General features: G+C 55.5%; 17 protein-coding genes and 6 pseudogenes. 10 read left to right on the top strand and 13 right to left on the bottom strand.

Annotated elements, in window-relative coordinates:
• Positions 1 to 93 precede the first annotated feature (93 nt).
• From FDY98_RS22585 to FDY98_RS22605, 5 genes and pseudogenes are all read left to right on the top strand, one after another.
• Positions 94 to 863 (top strand): annotated as a pseudogene (locus FDY98_RS22585) (ABC transporter ATP-binding protein).
• 15 nt (positions 864 to 878) lie between these two features.
• On the top strand, positions 879 to 1,583 hold the full coding sequence (locus FDY98_RS22590) for an ABC transporter permease (RefSeq protein ID WP_027960125.1): 705 nt from the start codon (positions 879 to 881) through the stop codon (positions 1,581 to 1,583).
• Positions 1,583 to 2,312, top strand: a pseudogene (locus FDY98_RS22595) (ABC transporter permease). The gene FDY98_RS22590 and the pseudogene FDY98_RS22595 overlap by 1 nt, the downstream one beginning before the upstream one ends.
• Positions 2,313 to 2,487: 175 nt before the next feature.
• The gene (locus FDY98_RS22600; RefSeq protein WP_009287639.1) at positions 2,488 to 3,255 is read left to right on the top strand and encodes a transporter substrate-binding domain-containing protein; all 768 of its coding nucleotides are present in this window, start codon (positions 2,488 to 2,490) and stop codon (positions 3,253 to 3,255) included.
• Between the two features lie 404 nt (positions 3,256 to 3,659).
• Positions 3,660 to 4,462, top strand: a pseudogene (locus FDY98_RS22605) (TraX family protein).
• Between the two features lie 9 nt (positions 4,463 to 4,471).
• Here the strand turns inward: FDY98_RS22605 and FDY98_RS28865 are convergent.
• The 4 genes and pseudogenes from FDY98_RS28865 to purE form a co-directional block, all read right to left on the bottom strand.
• Positions 4,472 to 5,491: a sensor domain-containing diguanylate cyclase gene (locus FDY98_RS28865; RefSeq protein ID WP_340146945.1), complete on the bottom strand. Its 1,020-nt coding sequence runs from the start codon at positions 5,489 to 5,491 to the stop codon at positions 4,472 to 4,474.
• A 47-nt stretch (positions 5,492 to 5,538) separates the two neighbouring features.
• Entirely contained in the window at positions 5,539 to 6,045 is a 507-nt protein-coding gene (locus FDY98_RS28870; protein WP_340146946.1) for a hypothetical protein, read from the bottom strand.
• 163 nt (positions 6,046 to 6,208) lie between these two features.
• Entirely contained in the window at positions 6,209 to 7,348 is a 1,140-nt protein-coding gene (locus FDY98_RS22615; protein WP_035538800.1) for a 5-(carboxyamino)imidazole ribonucleotide synthase, read from the bottom strand.
• Between the two features lie 11 nt (positions 7,349 to 7,359).
• Positions 7,360 to 7,874, bottom strand: a pseudogene (gene purE, locus FDY98_RS22620) (5-(carboxyamino)imidazole ribonucleotide mutase).
• 219 nt (positions 7,875 to 8,093) lie between these two features.
• Between purE and FDY98_RS22625 the strand changes: the two are divergent.
• Entirely contained in the window at positions 8,094 to 8,366 is a 273-nt protein-coding gene (locus FDY98_RS22625; protein ID WP_027960122.1) for an XRE family transcriptional regulator, read from the top strand.
• A gap of 126 nt (positions 8,367 to 8,492) precedes the next feature.
• Here FDY98_RS22625 and FDY98_RS29815 read toward each other — a convergent pair whose 3' ends face one another.
• The 3 genes and pseudogenes from FDY98_RS29815 to ilvD all read right to left on the bottom strand — a co-directional run bounded on the left by FDY98_RS29815 (position 8,493) and on the right by ilvD (position 11,479).
• Complete coding sequence (locus FDY98_RS29815) at positions 8,493 to 9,098, bottom strand: chromate transporter (protein ID WP_442907982.1); 606 nt, start codon at positions 9,096 to 9,098, stop codon at positions 8,493 to 8,495.
• 62 nt (positions 9,099 to 9,160) lie between these two features.
• Positions 9,161 to 9,684: pseudogene (locus FDY98_RS29820) on the bottom strand (chromate transporter).
• A 112-nt stretch (positions 9,685 to 9,796) separates the two neighbouring features.
• A complete protein-coding gene (gene ilvD / locus FDY98_RS22635) occupies positions 9,797 to 11,479 on the bottom strand; it encodes a dihydroxy-acid dehydratase (RefSeq protein ID WP_009287633.1) in 1,683 nt (560 codons plus the stop codon).
• A gap of 171 nt (positions 11,480 to 11,650) precedes the next feature.
• On the opposite strand from ilvD, the gene FDY98_RS22640 reads away from it, so the two are divergent.
• From FDY98_RS22640 to recC, 3 genes are all read left to right on the top strand, one after another.
• Positions 11,651 to 11,947: a type II toxin-antitoxin system RelE/ParE family toxin gene (locus FDY98_RS22640; protein WP_022522690.1), complete on the top strand. Its 297-nt coding sequence runs from the start codon at positions 11,651 to 11,653 to the stop codon at positions 11,945 to 11,947.
• Between the two features lie 4 nt (positions 11,948 to 11,951).
• On the top strand, positions 11,952 to 12,266 hold the full coding sequence (locus tag FDY98_RS22645; RefSeq protein ID WP_022522689.1) for an addiction module antidote protein: 315 nt from the start codon (positions 11,952 to 11,954) through the stop codon (positions 12,264 to 12,266).
• A gap of 146 nt (positions 12,267 to 12,412) precedes the next feature.
• On the top strand, positions 12,413 to 16,039 hold the full coding sequence (gene recC, locus FDY98_RS22650) for an exodeoxyribonuclease V subunit gamma (RefSeq protein ID WP_027960120.1): 3,627 nt from the start codon (positions 12,413 to 12,415) through the stop codon (positions 16,037 to 16,039).
• Positions 16,040 to 16,047: 8 nt separating this feature from the next.
• On the opposite strand, the gene FDY98_RS22655 is transcribed toward recC, so the two are convergent.
• The 3 genes from FDY98_RS22655 to pncB are packed head-to-tail and all read right to left on the bottom strand — an operon-like array spanning position 16,048 to position 17,694.
• Positions 16,048 to 16,296 carry a hypothetical protein gene (locus FDY98_RS22655; protein WP_155706220.1) on the bottom strand — a complete coding sequence of 83 codons (249 nt, stop codon included), beginning with the start codon at positions 16,294 to 16,296 and terminating at the stop codon, positions 16,048 to 16,050.
• Positions 16,297 to 16,319: 23 nt separating this feature from the next.
• Entirely contained in the window at positions 16,320 to 16,481 is a 162-nt protein-coding gene (locus FDY98_RS22660; RefSeq protein WP_081742650.1) for an Rpn family recombination-promoting nuclease/putative transposase, read from the bottom strand.
• A 25-nt stretch (positions 16,482 to 16,506) separates the two neighbouring features.
• Positions 16,507 to 17,694 carry a nicotinate phosphoribosyltransferase gene (gene pncB, locus FDY98_RS22665; RefSeq protein WP_155706221.1) on the bottom strand — a complete coding sequence of 396 codons (1,188 nt, stop codon included), beginning with the start codon at positions 17,692 to 17,694 and terminating at the stop codon, positions 16,507 to 16,509.
• Between the two features lie 120 nt (positions 17,695 to 17,814).
• Here pncB and FDY98_RS22670 point away from each other — a divergent pair, with 120 nt between their 5' ends.
• Complete coding sequence (locus FDY98_RS22670) at positions 17,815 to 18,108, top strand: nucleotidyltransferase domain-containing protein (RefSeq protein WP_027960116.1); 294 nt, start codon at positions 17,815 to 17,817, stop codon at positions 18,106 to 18,108.
• 48 nt (positions 18,109 to 18,156) lie between these two features.
• Here the strand turns inward: FDY98_RS22670 and FDY98_RS22675 are convergent.
• The 3 genes and pseudogenes from FDY98_RS22675 to FDY98_RS22685 form a co-directional block, all read right to left on the bottom strand.
• Positions 18,157 to 19,214, bottom strand: a pseudogene (locus FDY98_RS22675) (phenylacetaldoxime dehydratase family protein).
• Between the two features lie 87 nt (positions 19,215 to 19,301).
• A complete protein-coding gene (locus FDY98_RS22680; RefSeq protein ID WP_027960114.1) occupies positions 19,302 to 20,237 on the bottom strand; it encodes a carbon-nitrogen hydrolase family protein in 936 nt (311 codons plus the stop codon).
• Positions 20,224 to 21,969 (bottom strand): sodium:solute symporter family protein, encoded by a 1,746-nt coding sequence (locus FDY98_RS22685; RefSeq protein ID WP_340146947.1) that lies wholly within the window; start codon positions 21,967 to 21,969, stop codon positions 20,224 to 20,226. Before FDY98_RS22685 ends, FDY98_RS22680 begins: the two co-directional genes overlap by 14 nt.
• Positions 21,970 to 22,065 lie beyond the last annotated feature (96 nt).

The following is a 22,065-nucleotide window of genomic DNA, read 5'->3' on the forward strand; positions in this document are numbered from 1 at the left end:
GCGCCCAGCCTGATAGAATCGCCCCTTTTTCGCGCCAGCCGCATCAAACAAACCCACTTGTTGCTGCGGCAACTCTGTACTGGAGCCAATGATATGGCCGCTACGCCTACTCCCCTTGAAGTGCGTAATATTAAAAAACGCTTTGGCGATACGGAAGTTCTGAAAGGTCTTTCATTACAAGCCCAAAAGGGCGATGTGATTACCCTGATTGGTGCCTCTGGATCGGGTAAAAGTACTTTTTTGCGCTGCATGAACTTGCTTGAACAGCCCGACGATGGCGACCTCATTGTCCATGGCGAACCCATTCGCTTTAAGACCACGAAGCACGGCCGCGAACCTGAAGATTGGAAGCAGGTGGTACAAATGCGCGCCAAGCTCTCCATGGGTTCCAGAGCTTTAACCTGTGGGCCCACATGACGCTGCTCGAAAACATCATCGAAGCGCCGATTCATGTGCTGAAAAAACCCAAAAAAGAAGCCTTGGAGCACGCCCATGCACTGCTCGATCGGGTTGGCTTAACGGCCCGCGCCAACGCCTACCCAGCACAGATGTCCGGCGGCCAACAGCAGCGCGGCGCTATTGCCCGCGCACTGGCGATGGATCCAGAAGTGATGCTGTTTGACGAACCCACCTCCGCCCTTGACCCGGAATTGGTCGGTGACGTATTGAAAGTCATGCACGACCTCGCTGAAGAGGGGCGCACCATGGTCGTGGTGACTCACGAGATGGGGTTTGCCCGTGATGTCTCTAGCCAAGTGATTTACCTTCACCAGGGCCTGGTGGAAGAGGCTGGCCCGCCCGATCAAGTGTTAGGCAACCCGCAATCACCGCGCCTGCAGCAATTCCTGGCACCTAATTACTGATCCGCGAGGCTGACCATGATTGATTTACAAGGGTATGGCCCCCGGCTGATCGAAGGGGCTGGCGTCACCATCCAACTAGCGGTGTTGTCGCTGATTTTAGCGATTATTTTAGGGCTCCTGACCGCCAGCGCGAAGATGTCGCGCAACTGGTTAGCTCATCGTCTTGCCACGCTTTACACCACACTTATTCGCGGTGTGCCCGACCTCGTGTTGATGATGCTGTTTTTTTTCGGCGGCCAAATTGGCGTCAACATGATCACCGACTGGATTTACTACTCGTTCGATATCGATATTTTTATCAATATTAATGCCTTCGTCGCGGGCGTTGTCACCATTGGGCTAATCTTCGGGGCCTATATGGGGGAAACCTTTCGCGGCGCTTTTATGGCGGTCGATAATGGGCAAATCGAAGCAGGTAAAGCCTATGGCATGAGCGATGGGCTGGTTTTTCGTCGCGTCCGTTTTCCGCAGATGATGCGCCATGCACTGCCTGGCCTTTCCAACAACTGGATGGTATTGCTCAAAACCACAGCACTGGTCTCGGTAATCGGGCTTTCTGATATGGTGCGTGTCGCCTCAGAAGCCTCTAAAGCGACGCGCGAACCTTTCACTTTCATGATTATTGTCGCGCTTATCTATCTGCTCATCGCCAGCGTTTCGGAGTGGATCTTTGCTCGTCTGCAAAAACGCTACAACATTGGCTATGGGGAGGCAGACTAATGACCGCTTTCATGACATGGCTCGAAAATCAGCTTGCCGAGAACAGTATTTTCACGCTGCAAACGCTTTCCTACTATGGCGATGGCTGACCACCACGGTGCAACTGGTCTTTTTATCGCTGGTCATTGGCTTAATCGCTGCGGTACCCCTTGCCATTGGGCGTGGTTCAAAACACGCCTGGATTAAGTGGCCTATTTTTGCTTACACCTATGTTTTTCGTGGCACACCGCTACTCATCCAACTCTACCTGATTTATTACGGCGTGGTGTTTGTGGACGGAATCCAAGAAAGCTGGCTATGGGTGATACTTGAAGAACCGTTCGTTCCCGCACTCATTGCATTTACCCTCAACACCGCCGCCTATACGACCGAGATTTTTCGCGGCGCGATTAAGTCTACCTCGAAAGGTGAAATTGAAGCGGCTCGTGCCTATGGCATGTCACCTCAGCAGACCATGCGGCGCATTATTATCCCAGCGCTTTTCGTCGCGCACTGCCGGCCTACGGCAACGAAGTCATTTTCATGCTACATGCCAGCGCTATTGCCAGCGTAGTGACGATTATGGATCTGACCGGCGCGGCGCGCTTTGTCTATGCGCGTTTTTATGCGCCTTTTGACGCATTCTTGTTTGTGGCAGCGATATACCTGTGTTTAACCTTCACCATCCTGTATCTCTTTCGTTATCTAGAAAAAAAGCTGCTCGCACATCTACAGCCACAGAACTCCTAGTGTGAAAAAACGTTGGTTTACGAATCATCAAGCGCTTTTCGTCAACGCCGAGTTAGGATAAGTTATCAATGATCATCACAACGCAACCTGTGACTAACGTGGTCAACGCCATATAGGCAACGCCATCATTAGGCGGTGGTTGCTTAGATGAACTCTGCTTCCAAGGAGATACATAATGAAAAAACTGCTGTCTGTCTCACTGCTAGGCTTAGCCGTTGCAGCAAGCGCCGCCCAGGCGCAAGAAGACCAACTACGTATCGGGGTTGATGTGCCTTACGAGCCGATGGAATATCGCACGCCGGATGGCGAGCTGACCGGCTTTGATATCGACCTGGGCAACGCCCTCTGTGAGCGTATCGGTGTTGAATGTGAATGGGTTGTACAGGGCTGGGACGGCATTATCCCGGGTCTCATGGCACGCAAATACGACGCTATTATGTCCTCCATGACGATCAATGATGACCGTCGCGAGCAAGTGCTGTTCTCTGACCCCTACATCACCCCGCCGTCCGCCTGGTTTGCTCCTGAAGGCACCGACCTTGATGCAACCAATGAAGAGTCGCTCGCCGGCATGACTATCGGCGTTCAGCGCGGCACTCTGCAGGACAATTACGTCACCGACATGTATGGCGATGTCGCCGACATCAACCGCTATTCTACCGCCGATGACATGGTGCTGGACATGGAGTCCGAGCGTTTGGACATATTGTTCCTCGACTACCCAGTCGGTAAGTCCACGTTACTGGATAGCGAAGAAGGCAACTACGTTGTTGTCGGCGAGATGCTCACCGAACCTAAAGAGTATTTTGGTGATGGCTTTGGTATCGCGTTCCGTCAACGCGACGAAGCACTCGCTGAGCAGTTCAACGAAGCCCTGGCTGAAGTGAAAGAAGACGGCACTTACGACGAGATCTACAACCGTTATTTCGGTGGGCAAGAGTAAGCATCACAGCAAGCCCTAGGGCCTGTTGACGTTTCACTCGCGGCCGCGCTGGAGCCCGTTTTTATTCGCGGCAAGGCAGGAGGAGAGAAGTTTGGTGGTTCCAAATGAACGACGACTAACGCCGCCGCGGATAAAAACGGGCCCAGCCCTTCGGGTTGCCCCGCAAAGCGCGCCATACGGCGTTGCAAAACTTGAAAAGGGAACCACCCTTCCCAGCGTTTTGCGCCTTGTCTGACGCGCTTTGTGGGGCAACGCGGTTCGCGATGAAACGTCAACAGGCCCTAGTGTCCATCACCCCGGCAACCGCCGGGGTGATGCGTTTCTACCTAACGCTGAAAATTCAGTGAACTAGGTAAAGCTACCTCTGTCTCTGTATCATCGCGCATGTTCAACACGGAGGTTTTATGGCTCACCCGACTAGCCCACATGCAGGCACGCTACCTCGCCTCTCTTCTCACTGGACCGGCTGGGACAGTGGCTGGCGTTGATTACCATGACCGTGGATCACCTCACTCGCTATGTGCTGCCCGGCGATTGGGATCTAAGCTGGGCCGGGTCTTCCATTGGCCGTATCGCCTTCCCGCTGTTTGCCGCCATGGTGGCCTGGCACGGCCTGTTTAATACCCGCAACCCACTGCGCTACTCGCGCCGAATTCTAATTATCGGCTTGGTTGCCCAACTCCCCTACATGATGATGCCACGCGCATCAGACGCATTTATCCTCAACGTCTGCTTTACCCTGGCCAGTGGTTTAACCTTAGGTGCGCTAGTGCGCCAAGGCTGGCAGCACTACCAGCAGCAAACGTTAGGTTTGCCCTGGTTGTTAGCCGGTGCAGCGGTAGGTGTGACCGTGTGGTATCTACTCGGTTTTTGGGTGGAGTACGGGCACAACGGGCTGCTGCTGATTCCGCTATTAATGTTCGCGATGCACGCCTTGAGCCAAACTGAGAGCCATTTCCAAGCGCGCCTATGGGCAGGCCTAGCGGCATTTCCAGCACTCTGGATTGCCGGGCAAATGAATGCCTCTGACATGGCCAAATCGTTTACTGTAGGTACGTGCCTCATCGTGCTGGTACTTGCTGCAGGTGCAGCGCAACGAATCCCCCCCGTCTACTTAGTGATGCCGCGACGTTTATGGTTAGCGTGGTACCCCGGCCACTTTGCGTTAATCGCTTTATGGGTGCTGCTAATCGGTCAATTGGCTTAAGCGTTCGGATCACTGCATTTTATCGCGCATCCAGGGCTGGTAGCGGCAAAGCTGCGCCCGGCCTTCTGTTTTTGCACGATACATCGCAATATCCGCTTGTTTAAGTACTTCTTCGTAATCGCAAGCGACGGTTGTGAAGCAGGTATAGCCTATGCTGGGCGTTACGTTGGTATCGTTACTTGCCAGTCGGTAAGGCTGAGAGAGAGCCTGCTGAACCTTAAGCATATAAGTCTCAGCACGCGCCTCCAGGGTCTCATCTGCCCCCTCGCCAAGCAGGGCCATTAGCACAAACTCATCCCCGCTGAGACGAGCAGCCATATCCTCCCCGTTCAAGCAGCTTTCAAGGCGGCGAGCCACTTGCACTAGTAGATTATCGCCCGCTGCATGTCCCAAAGTGTCATTAATCAACTTAAAGCGATCCATATCCAAAAACATCAGTAACCCGCTCTGAGGCTCTGTTTGTTTCTCATCGCAAAGAGTTGCCAAACGCTCGATAAACAGCCGCCGATTGGGTAGATCGGTGAGAGAGTCATAAAAAGCCTGACGGTAAATGATCGCCTCAGCACGCTTACGCTCGGTGAAATCTTCAATAATGGCTACGCCGCCGACCATCTCATTACTGGCACTATGCACACCGTTGAAGAATGCCCGTAGCGGGGTGCCTGCGCTCGCTTTGGGCAAATAGTAAGTTCCCTCATAATAGCCAGTTCCTTTAGCGAGGGCATTGCGCACGGCCTTGGCAACCTCTGGATTCGCCGAGCTGGATAGCATCTTATAGCCGAGCAACTGAGCGCGGTTAACGTCCAGTATCTCCAACAGCTTACTATTACAATCAGTGATGAAACCCTGGCTATCAAAATGCAGCACTCCCAACGGCGAGCGTTGAAAGATAGAGCGGTAGCGATTTTCGCTCTCTTGCAACTGCGCCTCCCGGGCCGACATATTCACCCGCAGGGCAATGTTATCGTGAATAATTCTGCTTAAACGTCGACTAGTGGTAACAATCAGGCCAAGAAACAGGCTAAGCATGGCACCAATTAAAACTGCCAGCGGTGAACCTAATAGTAAAAACTGCACTAGCAGGGAAGCAAAATCGGCAGCACAAAACCGAGTGCCACCCACCAAACGGCCGAAAGCGTTGTGACACCACCGGCAGCAATGCCCGCCAATACAATCGAAAGCGCAGCCACCTGACCGTGATTTTCGCCAGTAAACAGAACGACCCCGCCGACTCCCCAGACACAGCCAGCTAAAACTGCCCCGGCGCTAAACCGGTATAGCCAGCGGCGGCGCTGCTGTTGCTGTGCCGGTAAGCGGCGAAAATAGTAGGCCAAGGCAAGGCGAGCGAACGAAACAAAGGTCAATACTGCGAGCCAGGTGAGCAGTACCCAGCTTGCGACCACTGGCCACATGGCTGCGACTAGCAGCATGCCTGCCAACACGCTGCTTAGCACCGGTTGCCAAAGGTTGTCGTACAGCAGACGTACTTTTTCGCTATGCAGGCGCTTTACAGTGACATGGTGGTCGCGATGGAAACCACTGCGCAGCCCAGGGGCAGACCCAGTAGTTGAAGAGTGAGGCATACTAACTATCCGCCTAAAAGTCGCTATTAAGATCAGCATAATTAGCTGATTTTTTGTTGTGGCTCCTTTTTAGCGCATTTAGTCACTTTTAGCGATAAAAGTTGCATGATTGGACAACATTGGTAGAAAAAAGCCGCCTGAGCTAAGCAGGCGGCTGTAGAAACTACTGTTTGATGGAAAAGCTTAGCTGTGGCGGCGGCGCCTCCGGCAGTAACGCACTACAGACGTTAACTTTTTCCAGTAGTTCGGCATGGTTAGGTGCCAGAATATTGATGTGGGCAAGCTTGCGACCAGCGCGCTCAGCTTTGTCGTAGCGATGCAGGTGCGTATTAGCAAGCGCTAGAATCGCCGCGTTATCGCCTTCACGCCCAATCACGTTAATCATGCAGGTGGGGGCAATCGCCTGGGTATCGCCTAAGGGCAAGCCCTGTATCGCGCGCAGGTGGTTTTCGAACTGGCTGGTCACCGCGCCATCCATCGTCCAGTGGCCGGAGTTATGCACCCGGGGCGCCATTTCGTTGGCGAGCAGGCTGCCATCGCGGGTTTGAAACAGCTCTAGCGCCAGCACGCCCACGTAATCCAGCTCATCCAACAACGCACGAATATAGCCATCAGCGGTTTGCTGAACGCTGGCGTCCAGATCCGGCAGCGGCGCCACAGAGTAGCGCAGGATGCCATCCACATGCTGGTTCTCGGCCATGGGGTAGAACACCACCTCGCCATCGCGACCGCGCACGGCAATCATCGAGACTTCCCGCACGAAGTCGACGAAGGCCTCAACGACCAACTGCGAATGGCCAATTGCGCTCCACGCCTCGCCAGCCTGCTCAGGCTGTTTCAAGACGGCCTGGCCTTTACCGTCGTAGCCTTCAGTGACCGATTTTGCCACCACCGGGCAACCCAACTCACGGGCGGCGGCTTCAAGCTGCTCGGCGCTCTGCACTACCCGGTAAGCAGGGGTCGGAATGCCTAGACGATCAAACAGTGTCTTCTCTTCGACCCGGTTCTGGCACACTTCAATGGCACGACTGCTGGGATAAACCGGCTTGTGCTGCTCAATTTCGCGCAACAGTTGAACGGGCAGGTGTTCGAACTCGTAGGTCACTACATCAACCTTGGCCAAAAACTCAGCCAGGTGCTGGTTATTAGGATCGACAATTACATCGCCAATTCCAGCACTGGGATTACCCGTAGTATCTAAAAAAGTGAAACGATTACCCAGCGGATAACCCGCTAGCGCCAACATGCGGCCTAATTGACCTGCACCCAGTACGCCAATGTTTTTTGCAATACCAGAGTTCATAGCCAGACTCCTTATTCCGCTTCCGGCTCGGGGCGCGGGTCAGGGTTGTCGAGAACTTTCTGAGTCTGCTCGGCACGAAACGCTTCTACCGCACTTCTCACGGTCGCATCTTGCAGGCCAACAATCTGCGCTGCTAACAACCCTGCGTTGGTCGCGCCCGCTTTACCAATCGCCAAGGTGCCCACTGCGATGCCGCGGGCATCTGCGCAATGGAGAGCAGCGAATCCAAACCTTTTAGTGCTTTCGACTCCACCGGCACACCCAGTACCGGGAGTGGCGTTTGCGAGGCCACCATACCTGGCAAGTGAGCAGCACCGCCCGCGCCTGCCACAATTACCTGCAAACCGCGCTCGGCAGCGCTCTTGGCATAGTCAAACAGCAGGTCAGGTGTACGGTGTGCTGACACCACGCGAGTTTCATAAGCCACGCCCAAACGCTCCAGCATGGAAACAGCGTGCTCCATGACTGGCCAGTCGGACTTGGATCCCATGATCACGCCCACCTTGGGTGCGCTGTTCGACGACATGCAAAACTCCTCGGCCCAACGGCCTATAAAAAGCGAAACTAAATTAAAAAACAGCGTGCGCCGGGTCAGGCACACATCAAAATAGGAAGGCGAATAGTCTACCAGAGCTAGCCCGTTTGCGGGCGTTGCCGAGGTCGTGAAATTTTCATCAAAATAGGCATTGAAATGCGCACCGGTTGGCGGCATTGTGTGTTTGTCATTTCAGACTGATGGAGCCACATGAGCACGGCACGCGCAACTGCCACTGCGGAACAGCTTGATCCTCCGCGAAGCAGCCCTGACCTCGACGTCAGGGAACTTGAAAGACGTACGCGATTAATGCGTATTATCACGCGTCTGATCGCCGTATCAGACCTAGGAAGTCGAGAAATTGCCCGCCGGGCAGGGCTTCCCGTTCAGAAAATCAGCGACCTGCTCGCCGGAAGGCTTGAGCATCTGGGAGTGGATGAACTTCACGCCCTGCGTCGCACCTTAGAGCTGGAGGCGCCATAGCAGACACTTTTTCTGCTGTTCCCACTTCTCCACTCCACGCAGGCCGCCTCCCGGCGGTCTGCCAAGAAAGCTTTTTTCACGCCTACCCCAATCCCGAGATTACTTCACTTCGTTCGTAATGACGGCTCATGGCGCAATCGCAATACCCCCAAACGCTACAACCACCACCACTACCCAAGCGGGCAGCTTCCATACGGTTAATAGCAAGAAACCGGTTAACGCCAGGGCAAACTCCTCTGCACCAATGATCGCACTCGTCCACACCGGCTGATAAAGCGCTGCGCCTAAAATGCCTACCACCGCCGCATTGGCACCGCGCATTAGCGCCTGGGCACTGCCCCACTGACGAAATTGATTCCAAAACGGCAGCACGCCCACTAACAGCAAAAAGCCGGGGATAAAGATTGCCAGCAGCGCCAGCAAAGCACCGACTAAACCATTGATACCGGGCAGCAGCGCGCCTAAGTAAGCCGCAAACGTAAACAGCGGCCCCGGTACCGCCTGGGCGGCACCGTAACCAGCCAAAAACTCATCCGACGTAAGCCAACCCAACTGCACCACTTCCGCTTCCAACAGCGGAAGCACTACGTGCCCGCCACCAAACACTAATGCGCCTGAACGGTAAAACGCATCGGCGATATCCAGCCAAACCGCCATCCCCGCCAATAACGGCAGCAGAATCAACAGCCCTGCGAATACCCCCAGCGCCACCATGCCTGCCTTACGCGTCACCGGAAAATGCAGCGACTCACTTGCCGTAGCGGCAGCGCTATCGCGACACAGTGTTAGCCCGGCTAAGCCCCCAACACAATCGCCGACACCTGACCCAGTGGGCCACTGACCAGCACCACCGTAAATACCGCCGCAAGCGCGATTCCCGTGCGGGTTTTATCCGGGCAGAGATTACGCGCCATGCCCCACACCGCGTGGGCGACAATCGCCACCGCCACCACTTTTAAGCCATGGATAATGCCACTGCCAATAGGGCCATCCAGCACCGCCGCGCCAAACGCAAACAGCACCAGGATAATCGCCGAGGGCAGTGTAAACGCCAGCCACGCCATGGCAGCCCCCCAAGGCCCCGCGCGCAATAGGCCAAGAGCAAAGCCCACCTGGCTGCTGGCGGGCCCGGTAAGAACTGACACAGCGCCACTAGATCAGCATAGGCCTGCTCAGAGAGCCACTGGCGCCGTTCCACAAAGGCCGTGCGAAAATACCCCAGGTGCGCTACCGGGCCGCCAAAAGAAGTTAAGCCGAGTGCTAAAAATATCCAAAACACCTCACCTATGCGCTCGCTTGCCTGCGATTGCTCCACCATTTCGGCCACCTGTTATCCCAATAAAAAAGCGCAAGGCTTTTATACTAAGCCTTGCGCTTTAATTCTTTATGACAGCGTGCTCATGAGGATACGCTCATAACGACAACACGGATTACTCCTGGTCGGTCACCGCGCCGGTGCTGGCCGAGCTAACCAAACGCGCATACTTAGCCAGCACACCGCGTGTATAGCGGGGTTCTGGCTGCTGCCAGGCGGCGCGGCGGCGCATCAGCTCTTCATCGGAGAGGTCAACGTCGATGGTATCCGCTTCAGCATCGATGGTGATGGTATCGCCATCTTTCACCAGCGCCAACGGGCCGCCGTCAAAAGCTTCCGGTGACACATGGCCGACCACAAAACCGTGGCTGCCACCGGAGAAGCGCCCATCGGTAATTAGCGCCACGTCGTTACCCAAACCACGGCCCATAATCGCCGAGGTCGGTGTGAGCATTTCACGCATGCCGGGGCCACCTTTCGGCCCTTCATAGCGAATCACCACCACATCGCCTGCAACGACGGTGCCATCGTTAATACGCGCCTGGGCCTCTTCTTCCGAGCCAAATACCCGCGCTGAACCAGAGAAGCGAGTGCCCTCCTTCCCGGTAATCTTCGCTACCGCGCCTTCCGGTGCCAAGTTGCCGTAGAGCATGCGCAGATGGCTTTCCGTTTTAATCGGATTACCCAGCGATGCAATAATCGGCGGTTCAGCAGGGTAAGGCTCAACCTCAGCAAGGTTCTCTTCCAACGTTTTGCCGGTGACGGTCAAGCAGTTGCCGTTGAGCAAGCCCGCATCCAACAGCATTCTCATCAGCGGCTGAATACCGCCAATCGCCACCAGCTCGCTCATCATGTAGTGGCCGCTGGGGCGCAGGTCAGCGAGCACCGGTACGCGCTTACCTATTTCAGTGAAATCGGACAGCGACAGTTCAACGCCGATGGTGCGCGCCATGGCGATAAGATGCAGCACCGCATTGGTAGAGCCACCCAAAGCAATGACGACAGTTATCGCGTTCTCGAACGCCTCGCGGGTCATAATATCGGAGGGTTTGATATCGTCCGCCAGCAGCGCCAGCACCGCCTCGCCCGCCGCTTTGCAGTCGTCACGCTTCTCTTGGGAGATGGCATTTTGCGCCGAGCTACCCGGCAGGCTCATGCCCAAGGCTTCAATCGCCGACGCCATGGTGTTGGCGGTGTACATGCCGCCACAGGAGCCAGGGCCAGGGATCGCCGTTTCTTCGATGTTCTTAAGCTCAATCAGGTCGATATCACCACGGGAGTGCGCACCCATCGCCTCGAAGACCGAAACGATATCGGTATGCCCCTTGCCGGGCATAATGGTGCCGCCATAGACGAACACGCTGGGGCGATTCAAACGCGCCAGGCCCATCAGACAGCCCGGCATGTTTTTATCACAACCGCCAATGGCGACTAAGCCATCAAAGCCTTCACAACCGGCGACGGTTTCGATGGAGTCGGCGATCACCTCCCGCGACACCAGTGAATACTTCATCCCTTCGGTGCCGTTGGCAATACCATCGGAAATGGTGATGGTATTGAAAATAACACCTTTACCACCGCCTGCATCGGCACCGTCACGGGCAAACTCAGCCAGCTCGTTAATATGACTATTGCAGGGCGTCACCATGCTCCAGGTAGAGGCAATACCCACCTGAGGCTTCTTGAAATCGGCATCCGTAAAGCCCACGGCGCGCAGCATGGCACGGCTAGCGGCTTTGCCTGGGCCATCGACTACTTGGGAAGAGTGGCGGCGGGAGTTTTGCGATGAATCAGACATTAGAAATCTCTCTTAGCGTTGTTCACGGTATCCGCATAGCTTGGCGAATATATCGCATCCCGCAAGATGATTAACTCCTGACACCATAGCGTTCCCCCCATCGTTTCTTTGCTTTTGATTAGACGTCAACCAAAGTTGACACTCTCAGAACTGCCAACTATAGTTATCACCATGATCGAGTTGATTAAAACCGATGTCTTCGATAGATGGCTACGCGAGCTTCGCGATATCCGTGCCCGCGCCAAGGTTGAAGCCCGCATCCGACGTTTGAGTCTGGGCAACCCTGGAGATGTGAAGCCGGTCGGTAAAGGCGTTTCTGAACTGCGAATTCCTTATGGGCCAGGCTACCGCGTCTATTATATTACCAAAGGGCCAGTAATCGTGGTTCTGCTGTGCGGTGGTGATAAAGCCACCCAATCCCACGATATCGAACTAGCCAAAGCCATTGCCGCGCAATGGAAGGAGTAACACCATGACCGTTCCTAATGTCACTTTCAGTCACTACGATACTGCTGATTATCTTCAAACTGAGGAGGATATTGCGGCCTATCTTGATGCAGTAATGGAAGAAAATGATCCTGCTCTTCTTGCCGCCGCACTTGGTGATATCGCCCGTGCCCGCAACATGAGCCAACTCGCCAAAGACGTAGGCATGAGCCGTGAAGGGCTTTACAAAGCCCTATCGGGGGAAGGAAACCCGGCTTTTGCGACCATTAGCAAAGTAGCCAACTCCTTGGGGTTGCGCCTATCTATTAAACCGCTATCGCGGCCAGAAGCGGGCAGCTAGAGCGCTTATCGCCCATTCATTGCTTTTAGCAACACCTCTGACCAGTGAGTTCGGCTGATCTTGCCGGTGCCTCATTCCCAAACGTCAACATATCCTAGTCATCCCGCCCCTGCCGTAAAGGAATGATTAACTAAGGAACATCGTGCATGTCTGCAAACTCGCTGCTCTCGCAAACGCCGTTAACGCCGGGCTTTATGGTGGTACATGCCAATCGCCTGGAAGATTTGCGCGGCTTGGCGGTGGAGTGGATGCGCCGACATCCGCTCTCGCCGCTGGAGAACGAGACCATTCTGGTACAGAGCAACGGCATTGGGCAGTGGCTAAAACTGGCGCTGGCGGAAGGCCCGGCCCAAGGCGGTGCGGGCATAGCGGCGGCATTGAACGTCACCCTGCCCGCGCGCTTTCTATGGCAGGCCTACCGCACGGTGCTGACTCACTTAACGCACGACGCCCACGCGGTGCCTGAAACCTCGCCGTTTGATAAATCGCGGTTGATATGGCGCTTATTGCGCCTGCTGCCCAACCTTGCCGAGCAGGAAGCTTTTGCTCCGCTGGCACGCTTTTTAGAAGTGGATCGCGACCAGCGCAAGCACTACCAACTGGCCGAGCGGCTGGCGGATCTATTCGACCAGTACCAAGTGTATCGCGCCGACTGGCTGGACGCCTGGGCCAAGGGCAACGATGTACTCATCACCGCCCGGGGCGAAGCCCGCCCGCTGGAAGCACACCAGCTGTGGCAGCCAGAGCTATGGCGCGCGCTGCGCGATGATGTGGCTAATAATCTAGGCGAGGCAGGCCTTAACAGCAGCCGTGCCCAGGTGCACAGCCGCTTTCTAGAAGCCGCCGTTCAGCTTGAAGGCCAAGCGTGCCCACCCGGCCTGCCCCGGCGATTGATTATTTTCGGCATCTCATCGCTGCCGCAACAGACGTTAGAAGCCCTGGCGGCGCTGTCGCGCTGCTGCCAAATCGTGCTCTGCGTGCACAACCCCTGCCAGTACTACTGGGCGGATATCATCGAGCACAAAGACCTGCTCCGCGCCAGCCGCTACCGCCAGCGGCGCAAGGCAGGCATGCCCGACGCCCTGGACGTACTCGGCACCGGTGATGCCGACGACGCCCTGCATCTGCACGCCCAACCGCTGCTGGCCGCCTGGGGCAAACAGGGGCGCGACTACCTGCGCCTGCTCGACGAACACGACGACGCGGGCAACTACCAAACGCTATTCGAGCAGCAGGCGCTGCGCATCGACATGTTCGAGCCGTTCAGCGGCGAAGAGCGCAACTGCCTGCTCAGCCAGCTACAAGACGATATCCGTGAGCTGCGCCCAGTGGCGGAAACCCAAACCCACTGGCCCGCGCTCGCCCCCGCCAGCGACGACTCCATCGTGTTCCATATCGCCCACGGCCCCCAGCGGGAAGTGGAGATCCTTCACGACCAGCTGCTGGCGGCCTTCAGCGCCGACCCGGATTTGCGACCGCGGGATATCATCGTCATGGTGCCGGATATCGACCGCTACGCGCCGCACATAGAAGCGGTGTTCGGCCAGTACCGCTCCACCTTCGGTGGCTATAATGCGAACGCGAGACCCGACGACCCGCGCTACATCCCTTACACCCTTTCGGATCAGGCCAGCCGCCACCGCTTGCCGCTGATGATTGCGCTGGAAAAACTACTGCGCCTGCCAGAACTTCGCCTTTCAGTGAGCGACCTGCTGGATCTACTGGAAGTCCCCGCGCTGCGCACACGCTTTGGCATCGACGAGCACGACCTGCCGACCCTCAGCCGCTGGATCGAGGGTGCAGGCATCCGCTGGGGGCTCAATGCCGAGCAGCGCACCCGGCTGGATCTACCCGAAGGGCTAACTCAGAACACCTGGGCCTTTGGCCTGCGCCGGTTGCTACTGGGGTATACGGTGGGAAGTGCAGAGGCGTGGCAAGGCATCGAACCATTCGATGATATTGGCGGGCTGGAAGCCTCTTTGGCAGGCCCGCTGGCAAATCTGCTGGAAAAACTGGAAAGCACCTGGGAAACCTTCTGCCAGCCCACCGACGCCGCCAGCTGGGTGGCCCGGCTGCGTGAACTGCTGGAAACCTACTTCTTGACCGACGACGCTCAAGAGAGCGTCATGCTCACCAAGCTGGAAACCGCGCTACAGCAGTTGTTGGACAGCACCGAAGAAGCCGAGCTTTTTGACCTGCTGCCGCTCTCCATGGTGCGTGAACACTGGCTAGGGCAAATCGATGAGCACAGCCTTTCCCAGCGCTTCCTGGCGGGGGCAGTCAACTTCGCTACCCTGATGCCGATGCGTGCGATCCCCTTCAAGCATGTGTGCCTGCTGGGCATGAACGACGGCGAGTACCCGCGCTCGCAGCCGCCGCTGGATTTTGACTTAATGGGCAGCGACTACCGCCCCGGCGACCGCTCAAGGCGTGAAGACGACCGCTACCTGTTTCTGGAAGCACTGCTCTCTGCCCGCCAACAGCTCTATATTAGCTGGGTGGGGCGCAGCCAGGTCGACAACAACCCCATGCCACCCTCGGTGCTGGTTGGCCAACTGCGCGACCATCTTGAAGCGGGCTGGCACACACAAAACGGCGAGCCGCTTTTGGAGTCCCTGACCACTGAACACCCGCTGCAGCCGTTTAGCCGCCGCTACTTTACCAAGCAAGCCAGCGATTCCCCCGCTCAAGCACGGCTGTTTACCTATGCTCATGAGTGGCACGCCCTGCACACCCCAAGAGGCGAAAGCACCCAAGGCTCACAATCACCAGAGCTTAAGGAAGATAGCGAACAGCAAAGCACGCTAACCTTGAACCAGCTAGGCAGCTTTTTACGCGAACCCGCCAAGGCGTTTTTCAACACCCGCCTGGGAGTCTATTTCGAGCAGGAGGAGCTTACCCAGCTGGACGTTGAACCCTTCACCCTGAACGGGCTACAGAACTGGCAGTTGCAGGATCAGCTAATCGCCGCCCAGCGCCAAGCGGTGGATAACGGCCTGCCGCGAGTGGAAGCACTGCACGCAGCACTGGAACGCTTTAAAGGCCAGGGCGTGCTAGCCGTGGGTGCCTTTGGAGAGAGGATGCGCGAAGCGCTGGCAGAACCAATGGACGCCCTGTTTGGCGCCTACGAAGAAGCGTTGCAAGAGTGGCCGCAAGTAGTGGCGGTGCCCCAGGCAGTGCATGTTGAAAGAGTTGAAGGAAAGGTAACGCTGGAAGACTGGCTGGGAGAACTTCGCCAGGATGACGCGGGCAACCGCTGCCGCTTGCTACTGCTCAGCAGTAGCCTGGTCAGCCAAGGGCGTGGCCGTGGTCAGTACCGCTGGCAGCACCTGCTCCGCCCCTGGGTCGCTCACTTGGCGGGCAACATTGAGCGCCCCATGACCACCCAGCTACTCTCAAAAGCAGGCCATGTGCGGCTGGAACCGTTAGACGCCGAGAATGCCCGCTACCAGCTACAAAACATGCTCAAAGCCTGGTGCGATGGCATGCAGGCCCCGCTACCGCTGGCCCCGCAAGCCGCTTTCGCCTGGCTGGCCAAACAAGGTACGCCGGAATTGGAAGCCGATAACGCAAGGGAGAGCGACGCCTACGCCGCCGCCGAAACCGCCTACGAAGGCGGCCGCTTTCAAACCGGCGAAGTCGCCCAAAGCGCCTACCTCTCCCACCAATGGCCAAGCTTTGAAAAGCTATTCAACGAGCGTGCCCTTGGCCACAGCTTCGCCACGCTGACCGATGCGCTCTATGCGCCACTGCACCGATCAGTGAAAAATTAGGGCTTACCTTATTCAGCGTGGTTTTGAAGGCGCTTAACATCATCAATAGGCAACCCCGTCACCTTGGCTACAAACTGGGGATCAGCCCCCTCTTGCAAAAGGTTCCGAGCGGTTTCGATTTTACCCTCGATTTTGCCTTTGGCTTCACCTCGCGCTTCACCTCGGGCTTCCAACTGGGTGGCAATGGTCATAAAGGTATCTCCTATAGGCTGGGGCAAGCGATGGCTCTCTTCAATCAACTGATCAAGGTCAATCACGTTGCCTGTTCCTACCACATAGTTTAGCAATCATGCTCCAGCTTGAGACTGTCCAAATCCAAGGCAGCACTGATTTTTTTGGGCAAATAATGTTGCATGAACCCCTGCGCGACGGCGTGGTTTTCCATCGCGCTACGAAAGAACCGATCATGAGGATTATGGGGTGGTTTGGAGGTATCAGCCACAAGCGGTTTCCATGTTTCGAACAGATTAGAGGCTAAGCATTATTCCATTCAGCGACAAGATGCGCTTCGCCAGCGAGATCATCTCCGGGTCGCCGGTGTTCTTTTCCGCCACGTCGGAAAGCTTGATCACTGGCAGCCAGCCCTGCCCTTCCGGGCGCGCCTCGACCATCTTGATCACCATGTTCATCGGCTCAACACCCACATCATTAGTGAAGTTGGTGCCAATACCAAACGCCATGCCGATGCGACCTTTGCAGAAGGTATGTATCCGCTCGACCTTCTCCGGTGTTAGCGCGTCGGAGAAGATAATCGTCTTACTTAGCGGGTTGATGCCCAAGCGCTCGTAGTGGTCGATGGTCTGGGAGGCAAACTCGATAGGGTCGCCACTGTCGTGGCGAACGCCATCGAACAGCTTGGCGAACTTCTTATCGAAGCTGTCGTAAAACGCCTTAGAGGTAAAGGTATCCGTTAAGGCGATCCCCAGATCACCGCGATACACATCTACCCAATGCTCCAGCGCCAGGCTATTGGCCATTTTGAAACCGAAGCGAGCACCGTGGAACATAAACCACTCGTGAGCGTGGGTGCCGATCGGCTTAACACCGTGGTGCATGGCCATCAGCACATTGCTGGTGCCACTGAAGGCCTCACCGCCGTGGTGACTAAGTGCACCAACCACCCGGTCGTGAACGTCAGAAGAGAAGCGCCGCCGGGTGCCAAACTCAGCGATTTTCAGACCCAAACGGCGGTAGAGTTCGATCTTCTCCTGGGCGCGCTGTTCAATCATCGCATCAGCGTCAGGGGTGATCGTCACACCACGCAACCGATACCACAGCTCGCTGATTAACGCCATCAGCGGCACTTCCCAGAGAATGGTGCGATACCAGGGCCCTTCAATGATCACCGAAAGATCACTCCCCTGCTGCTCTACAATCACCTCGCTGGGGTTGTAATGAAACCCGGCAAGGAAATCGAGATACGTAGGGTCGAGATAAGGGCACGTTATTTCGAGATAGCGCTTCTCCTCATCGCTCAAACGCAGCGATGCCATCTTATCGACTTCGTAGCGAAGTTCAGCGCCAAAGCCATCAGGAAAAGCATGCTCGCCACGATTGATAAAGGCGTAGCGCGCATGGGCATAAGGAAAGCGTTTGATCACGGCGTTCTGCATCGTGATCTTATAGAAGTCATTATCCAGCAGCGATGTCAGCATGAGATCCCATCGTTAGAGTGAACCGAAGCCGCCGGTAGCGTAAACTAAAATGCACCTAAAGTGGCTCGGCGATAAGATTATCAGGTGGCGGGGCTGTCATACAGTTAAGGAGCTGACTTCATGCGTATTACCCAAACACATCGCGCAATCATTCTTTCTGGTGTGAGCGAGTTTATTGGTGATTCGGTGGAAACTCATGTGTTTGGTTCAAGGCTAGATGATTCAAAGCGAGGCGGCGGCGTTGATCTACTGTTGATCTCCCAGACAGCGATACCGCCACAGCCTTGTGCTGAACTCAAACAAATACTCGAAGAATACCTCAAACTGCCGGTGGAAATTGTCACCTATGTATCGACTGATGAGCCAAGCCCCACCCAAGCGAGAGTCTTAGCCGAAGCGCGCCCGCTTGGTTAAAGTGGGGAAGCGGCATGAGTCAGGACGTTCTTAGCGACTAACCATATATTAACAACGCTCATACAGCGTGCAAAACGGCAATACACCGGTTTCAGGGTGGCAATTAATATACTCAAATGGCACGCCTTCGGTTAACAGGAAGACTTCATGCCAGGTGACCACTTCACGCTTTTTGCCATATTGTCTGTTCTTCGCGATGGCATGGTCATAAATGGTTTTATGGGTAGGATGTGAACTGGCCCAGCTTTCCATCTCCTCCAAAGAGGAAAAGTAAGCATGTACCGAGGTTTCGTAGCGCTCGTCACCGTTATCATCAAGGTTTGACATGACCCTCAAGCAGAGCGTGCCCGTTTCCTCCTTATTGTCGAGCAAGTACTGCATACCTTCCATCAATTTGGGGCGTAATGACTCCTCGTAGTCGTCAAACTGCTCCTGCTTCGCCTCCCCCAATACTGACCGGATCGAATCGAGGTCAGGTTATGAGGCACTTGAGCAAACAAACGTCGCCCGAGTGTCGTTTTACTACCCGGTGCAGGCATCTTAACTTTAAAGGTGCTCGACAGTGGATCCACCGCAGAGACCGGAAAGCGGTCACGGGCAGCGCCAAAATAGCCGTTGGTAGTCATGGGAACCACCTTGGTGTCAGGACAACGCCCAAACCCTATTCGATAGTTACCTTCTGAGTAGATCGTTTCATGACGGTCATAATGGACATGGATGGTCTCCCGCCAATAGCCGAACGTATCGTCAGTGCGCTGTGGCTGTGCGAGCCACTGGATATACGCAGCATCCTGCAACCACTCCATATAGACCGAAGGATCGGTCCAGTAAGCGACCAGCACCGCATTGGTGTAGCCCGCTTCATCGGTAAAGCGCAGCGTTTCGTGAGCTTCCGGCGCGGAGTCGATAACAAAGGAGTCCCTGATACGGCTGAAAAACGCCGCCTGGTCATCCCAGGCAAGCTCGCGCCCCTGAATACCAAAATAGACACAGCAGAGTCGATTGACCGGCCGTGTCCAGCGCAATGTATAGCGGGGGGCCGCCGGTTCATGACCGGGTGGCCGCCGCTCGGGTACCACTCGGGGGTAGTCGATATGAAAAGTCATGGCAATACTCCATCTCAACGATGGCTGATCCAGTGGAGCATGAAACAGCCATCGGATGAGTTGATTTCACAGCAAGCTTAAACGTGATCAGTCACTTCTTACCGGCGACTTCGCTTCTGTATCCACATGCAGGCTGAATACATCCGGGCGGGCATAGTGGCCGACCGGGTCGAAGTCGAGCTTGCTGCGTACGATGACGTCCTGGGAGACCTCGGCATAGAGAATGCCCTCCTCGTTAAACAGAGGGCCGGCGAGAACTTCCCCCATGGGGCTTACGATCATGCTCGCGCCTCGCATCAGTATCGTTTCCGGCTCACTCGCCGGTGCCAGCAGGCAGTCATAATCGTCGGGAAAATCGCCCCTAGTCAGATACTGGCAGGCGCTTAACACGTAGCAACGTCCTTCAAGAGCGATATGCTGCATGCTGGCCAGCCATGTATCGCGGTCATCAGCGGTGGGCGCGCAGTAAACATCGACCCCCTTGTCATACATGGCCGAGCGCATCATGGGCATATAGTTTTCCCAGCAAATCACCGCGCCCACCGTACCTACACCGGTCTTGAAAACCGGTAGCGTCGAGCCATCGCCGAACCCCCAAATAACACGCTCGCCGCCAGTAGGCATCAGTTTGCGATGTTTGCCCACCAAGCCCTGCTCAGGATCTATATACAGTACCGTGCAGTAGAGGGTATAGGCCGTACGCTCAATCACCCCCATGACCACGAAGACGTTATGTGCCTGAGCTGCATCGGTAATCAGGGTCAACTCCGGCCCATCAAGGTCAATGGCGCTTCGATAATAGCGAAGAAACTCATCACGTCCCTCCTCAGTCCGTTTGCCTACCGGACTACCGAAGCTTGCACCCTTAGGGTAGCCCCCCAAAAAAGCTTCTGGAAAAACCACCACCGTTGCCTTTTTGGAGGCAGCTTCACTGATTAACCTTGCCCCTTTTTCGGCGGTCAACATAGGGTCAAAGGGGTGGGATCCCGCCTGAACGACGGCGACTTTATTAGCTGATTGCATGAGCAGTTACCTTTTGCGTAGGTTGCTTGCCATAGAGCTGAGCGAACAGCGCATGGTAGTCATTGTCGCCGTTCACTGGCGCAGTCTGGGTAAAGCGGCTAACAAGGGCCACCAACAGGCCATTGACGATGATTGCGCTAATCCCCGGGCCAAAGAACAGCGTGAAATCGGTAGCAGCGCTTACGAACAGCGTGATGACACCCACCACCATCCCGGTTAACGCACCAGCGGGAGTAATCCAGCGGAAATAGAGCATCCCCAGCGCGGTGGGTACCAGTTGCAAGCCAAGGCTGAAGCCCAGGGAGGCAACAGGCACCAAGTAGCCAGCCCCGGAAGGGCTAAGGGCAAGCACCAGTACAATGCTGGTGATCAGCCCAATGACCACCTTATTGACCAGGCGCAAGCGCTTTTCACCCATCTCTTTATCAAAGAACCGACGCCATACATCCTCAGCCACCAGGCTTGCCGAAGAGAGCAACTGGCTGTTGATGGTAGAAATGGCAGCGGCAAGGATACCGGCGACCACAAAGGAGCCGAGAATGGGAGCATATTCAGCAAAGATCAGGGGCAGAATCGCATCGCTATTGTCCGCCGCCCCTGGCACCAGCCCAGGAATATTGGCAGAAAGGCCTATCACCAGCGGAATGCAGGCCATCATCCAGGAGTTCCAGAACGGGGTGAACATGGCCACCTTGCCCAACACTTTCGCTGAATGCGCCGAGTAGAACTTCTGCCACATGTGGGGCAACGCCCAGGCGCCAAAACTCAGCCCGACCCATAACTCCAGCATGGCCACCGGATTGCCTTTATTCGTCAATAGCTGTGGTTCGACTTCGGCCACGTTCTGCAGGAACGACCAGCCGCCCGCTTTACCGATGATGAAGACCGCCGTGAACACCAGTACCGTGGCAAAGAATGTCCCCATAAAGGCATCCGCCCATGCGGTGCCCCTGAAGCCCGCCCAGAGCACGATAAAGCCGACCACCACCGAGGTCACGATAACCCCAACGGCATAGGGGATAGCACCGCCGGTCAGACTTTCCAGTGCACGAGCACTGCCCGTTACCTGAATCAGCATCACAGGCACCAAAGCGATGATACCGACGATGGAAAACAGCAAACGAAGTGTGGGGCTCGAGTAGTAGTGCTCTACCATTTGCCCAGGAGTAATGAAGTTAAAGCGTTTACCGATATACCAAATGCGCGTGCCAAACAGCCAAATAAACACACTGCCCTGGATGATCGCCCAGGTGGTAAAGCCCGCGAACCAGATCCCTTCCCGATAATAGACACCGAATGAACCCAGCAGCGTCCAGGTAGAAAAGTAAGTCGCCCCCATGGACATCAGCAGCAGCGCGGTATTCATGGAGCGCCCACCCACGACGTAATCGTCAATGGTCGACGCATTATGTTGCCGGGCACGCAGCGATATCACGACAAAGATAGCGATGAACGCGATCAGTATGATGATAGTGACAGCGGTGCTATTCATGCCGCCCTCCTGATGCTCAAATGCATCAATACGTTCAGAGAGTGGCTTGAAGTAGAGTGGATACAGTGCAATGGCACAAAGTGTCAGCACTATATTACAGGTCAATACCCAGGCCAGAGGAAGAGATAGTGGGCCTACCCACACCAGTTCATTGAGAATATTAAAGTAGGGAAGCCAGCTTCCGATAAGTGCCAATATAAGCACTAACCAGAACAACTTCCGATTCATTCCTGTCAACATTTAAGTCACCTTTAAGCGTAGAGCCAAAGCCAACATCTCTTTTTAGCTTTACTTGTTAGTTTTATAACAAATCGTGTTGAGCAAGCGTCTCGAATT

Source organism: Halomonas sp. PA16-9 (assembly GCF_009728585.1).
Taxonomy (GTDB): domain Bacteria; phylum Pseudomonadota; class Gammaproteobacteria; order Pseudomonadales; family Halomonadaceae; genus Vreelandella; species Vreelandella titanicae.

Bases quoted from the DNA above. Each gene is read 5' to 3' on its own strand.
- FDY98_RS22590 (WP_027960125.1), top strand. From the start codon at position 879: ATGATTGATTTACAAGGGTATGGCCCCCGGCTGATCGAAGGGGCTGGC.
- FDY98_RS22600 (WP_009287639.1), top strand. From the start codon at position 2,488: ATGAAAAAACTGCTGTCTGTCTCACTGCTAGGCTTAGCCGTTGCAGCA.
- FDY98_RS28865 (WP_340146945.1), bottom strand. From the start codon at position 5,491: ATGCTTAGCCTGTTTCTTGGCCTGATTGTTACCACTAGTCGACGTTTA.
- FDY98_RS28870 (WP_340146946.1), bottom strand. From the start codon at position 6,045: ATGCCTCACTCTTCAACTACTGGGTCTGCCCCTGGGCTGCGCAGTGGT.
- FDY98_RS22615 (WP_035538800.1), bottom strand. From the start codon at position 7,348: ATGAACTCTGGTATTGCAAAAAACATTGGCGTACTGGGTGCAGGTCAA.
- FDY98_RS22625 (WP_027960122.1), top strand. From the start codon at position 8,094: ATGAGCACGGCACGCGCAACTGCCACTGCGGAACAGCTTGATCCTCCG.
- ilvD (WP_009287633.1), bottom strand. From the start codon at position 11,479: ATGTCTGATTCATCGCAAAACTCCCGCCGCCACTCTTCCCAAGTAGTC.
- FDY98_RS22640 (WP_022522690.1), top strand. From the start codon at position 11,651: ATGATCGAGTTGATTAAAACCGATGTCTTCGATAGATGGCTACGCGAG.
- FDY98_RS22645 (WP_022522689.1), top strand. From the start codon at position 11,952: ATGACCGTTCCTAATGTCACTTTCAGTCACTACGATACTGCTGATTAT.
- recC (WP_027960120.1), top strand. From the start codon at position 12,413: ATGTCTGCAAACTCGCTGCTCTCGCAAACGCCGTTAACGCCGGGCTTT.
- pncB (WP_155706221.1), bottom strand. From the start codon at position 17,694: ATGCTGACATCGCTGCTGGATAATGACTTCTATAAGATCACGATGCAG.
- FDY98_RS22670 (WP_027960116.1), top strand. From the start codon at position 17,815: ATGCGTATTACCCAAACACATCGCGCAATCATTCTTTCTGGTGTGAGC.
- FDY98_RS22680 (WP_027960114.1), bottom strand. From the start codon at position 20,237: ATGCAATCAGCTAATAAAGTCGCCGTCGTTCAGGCGGGATCCCACCCC.
- FDY98_RS22685 (WP_340146947.1), bottom strand. From the start codon at position 21,969: ATGTTGACAGGAATGAATCGGAAGTTGTTCTGGTTAGTGCTTATATTG.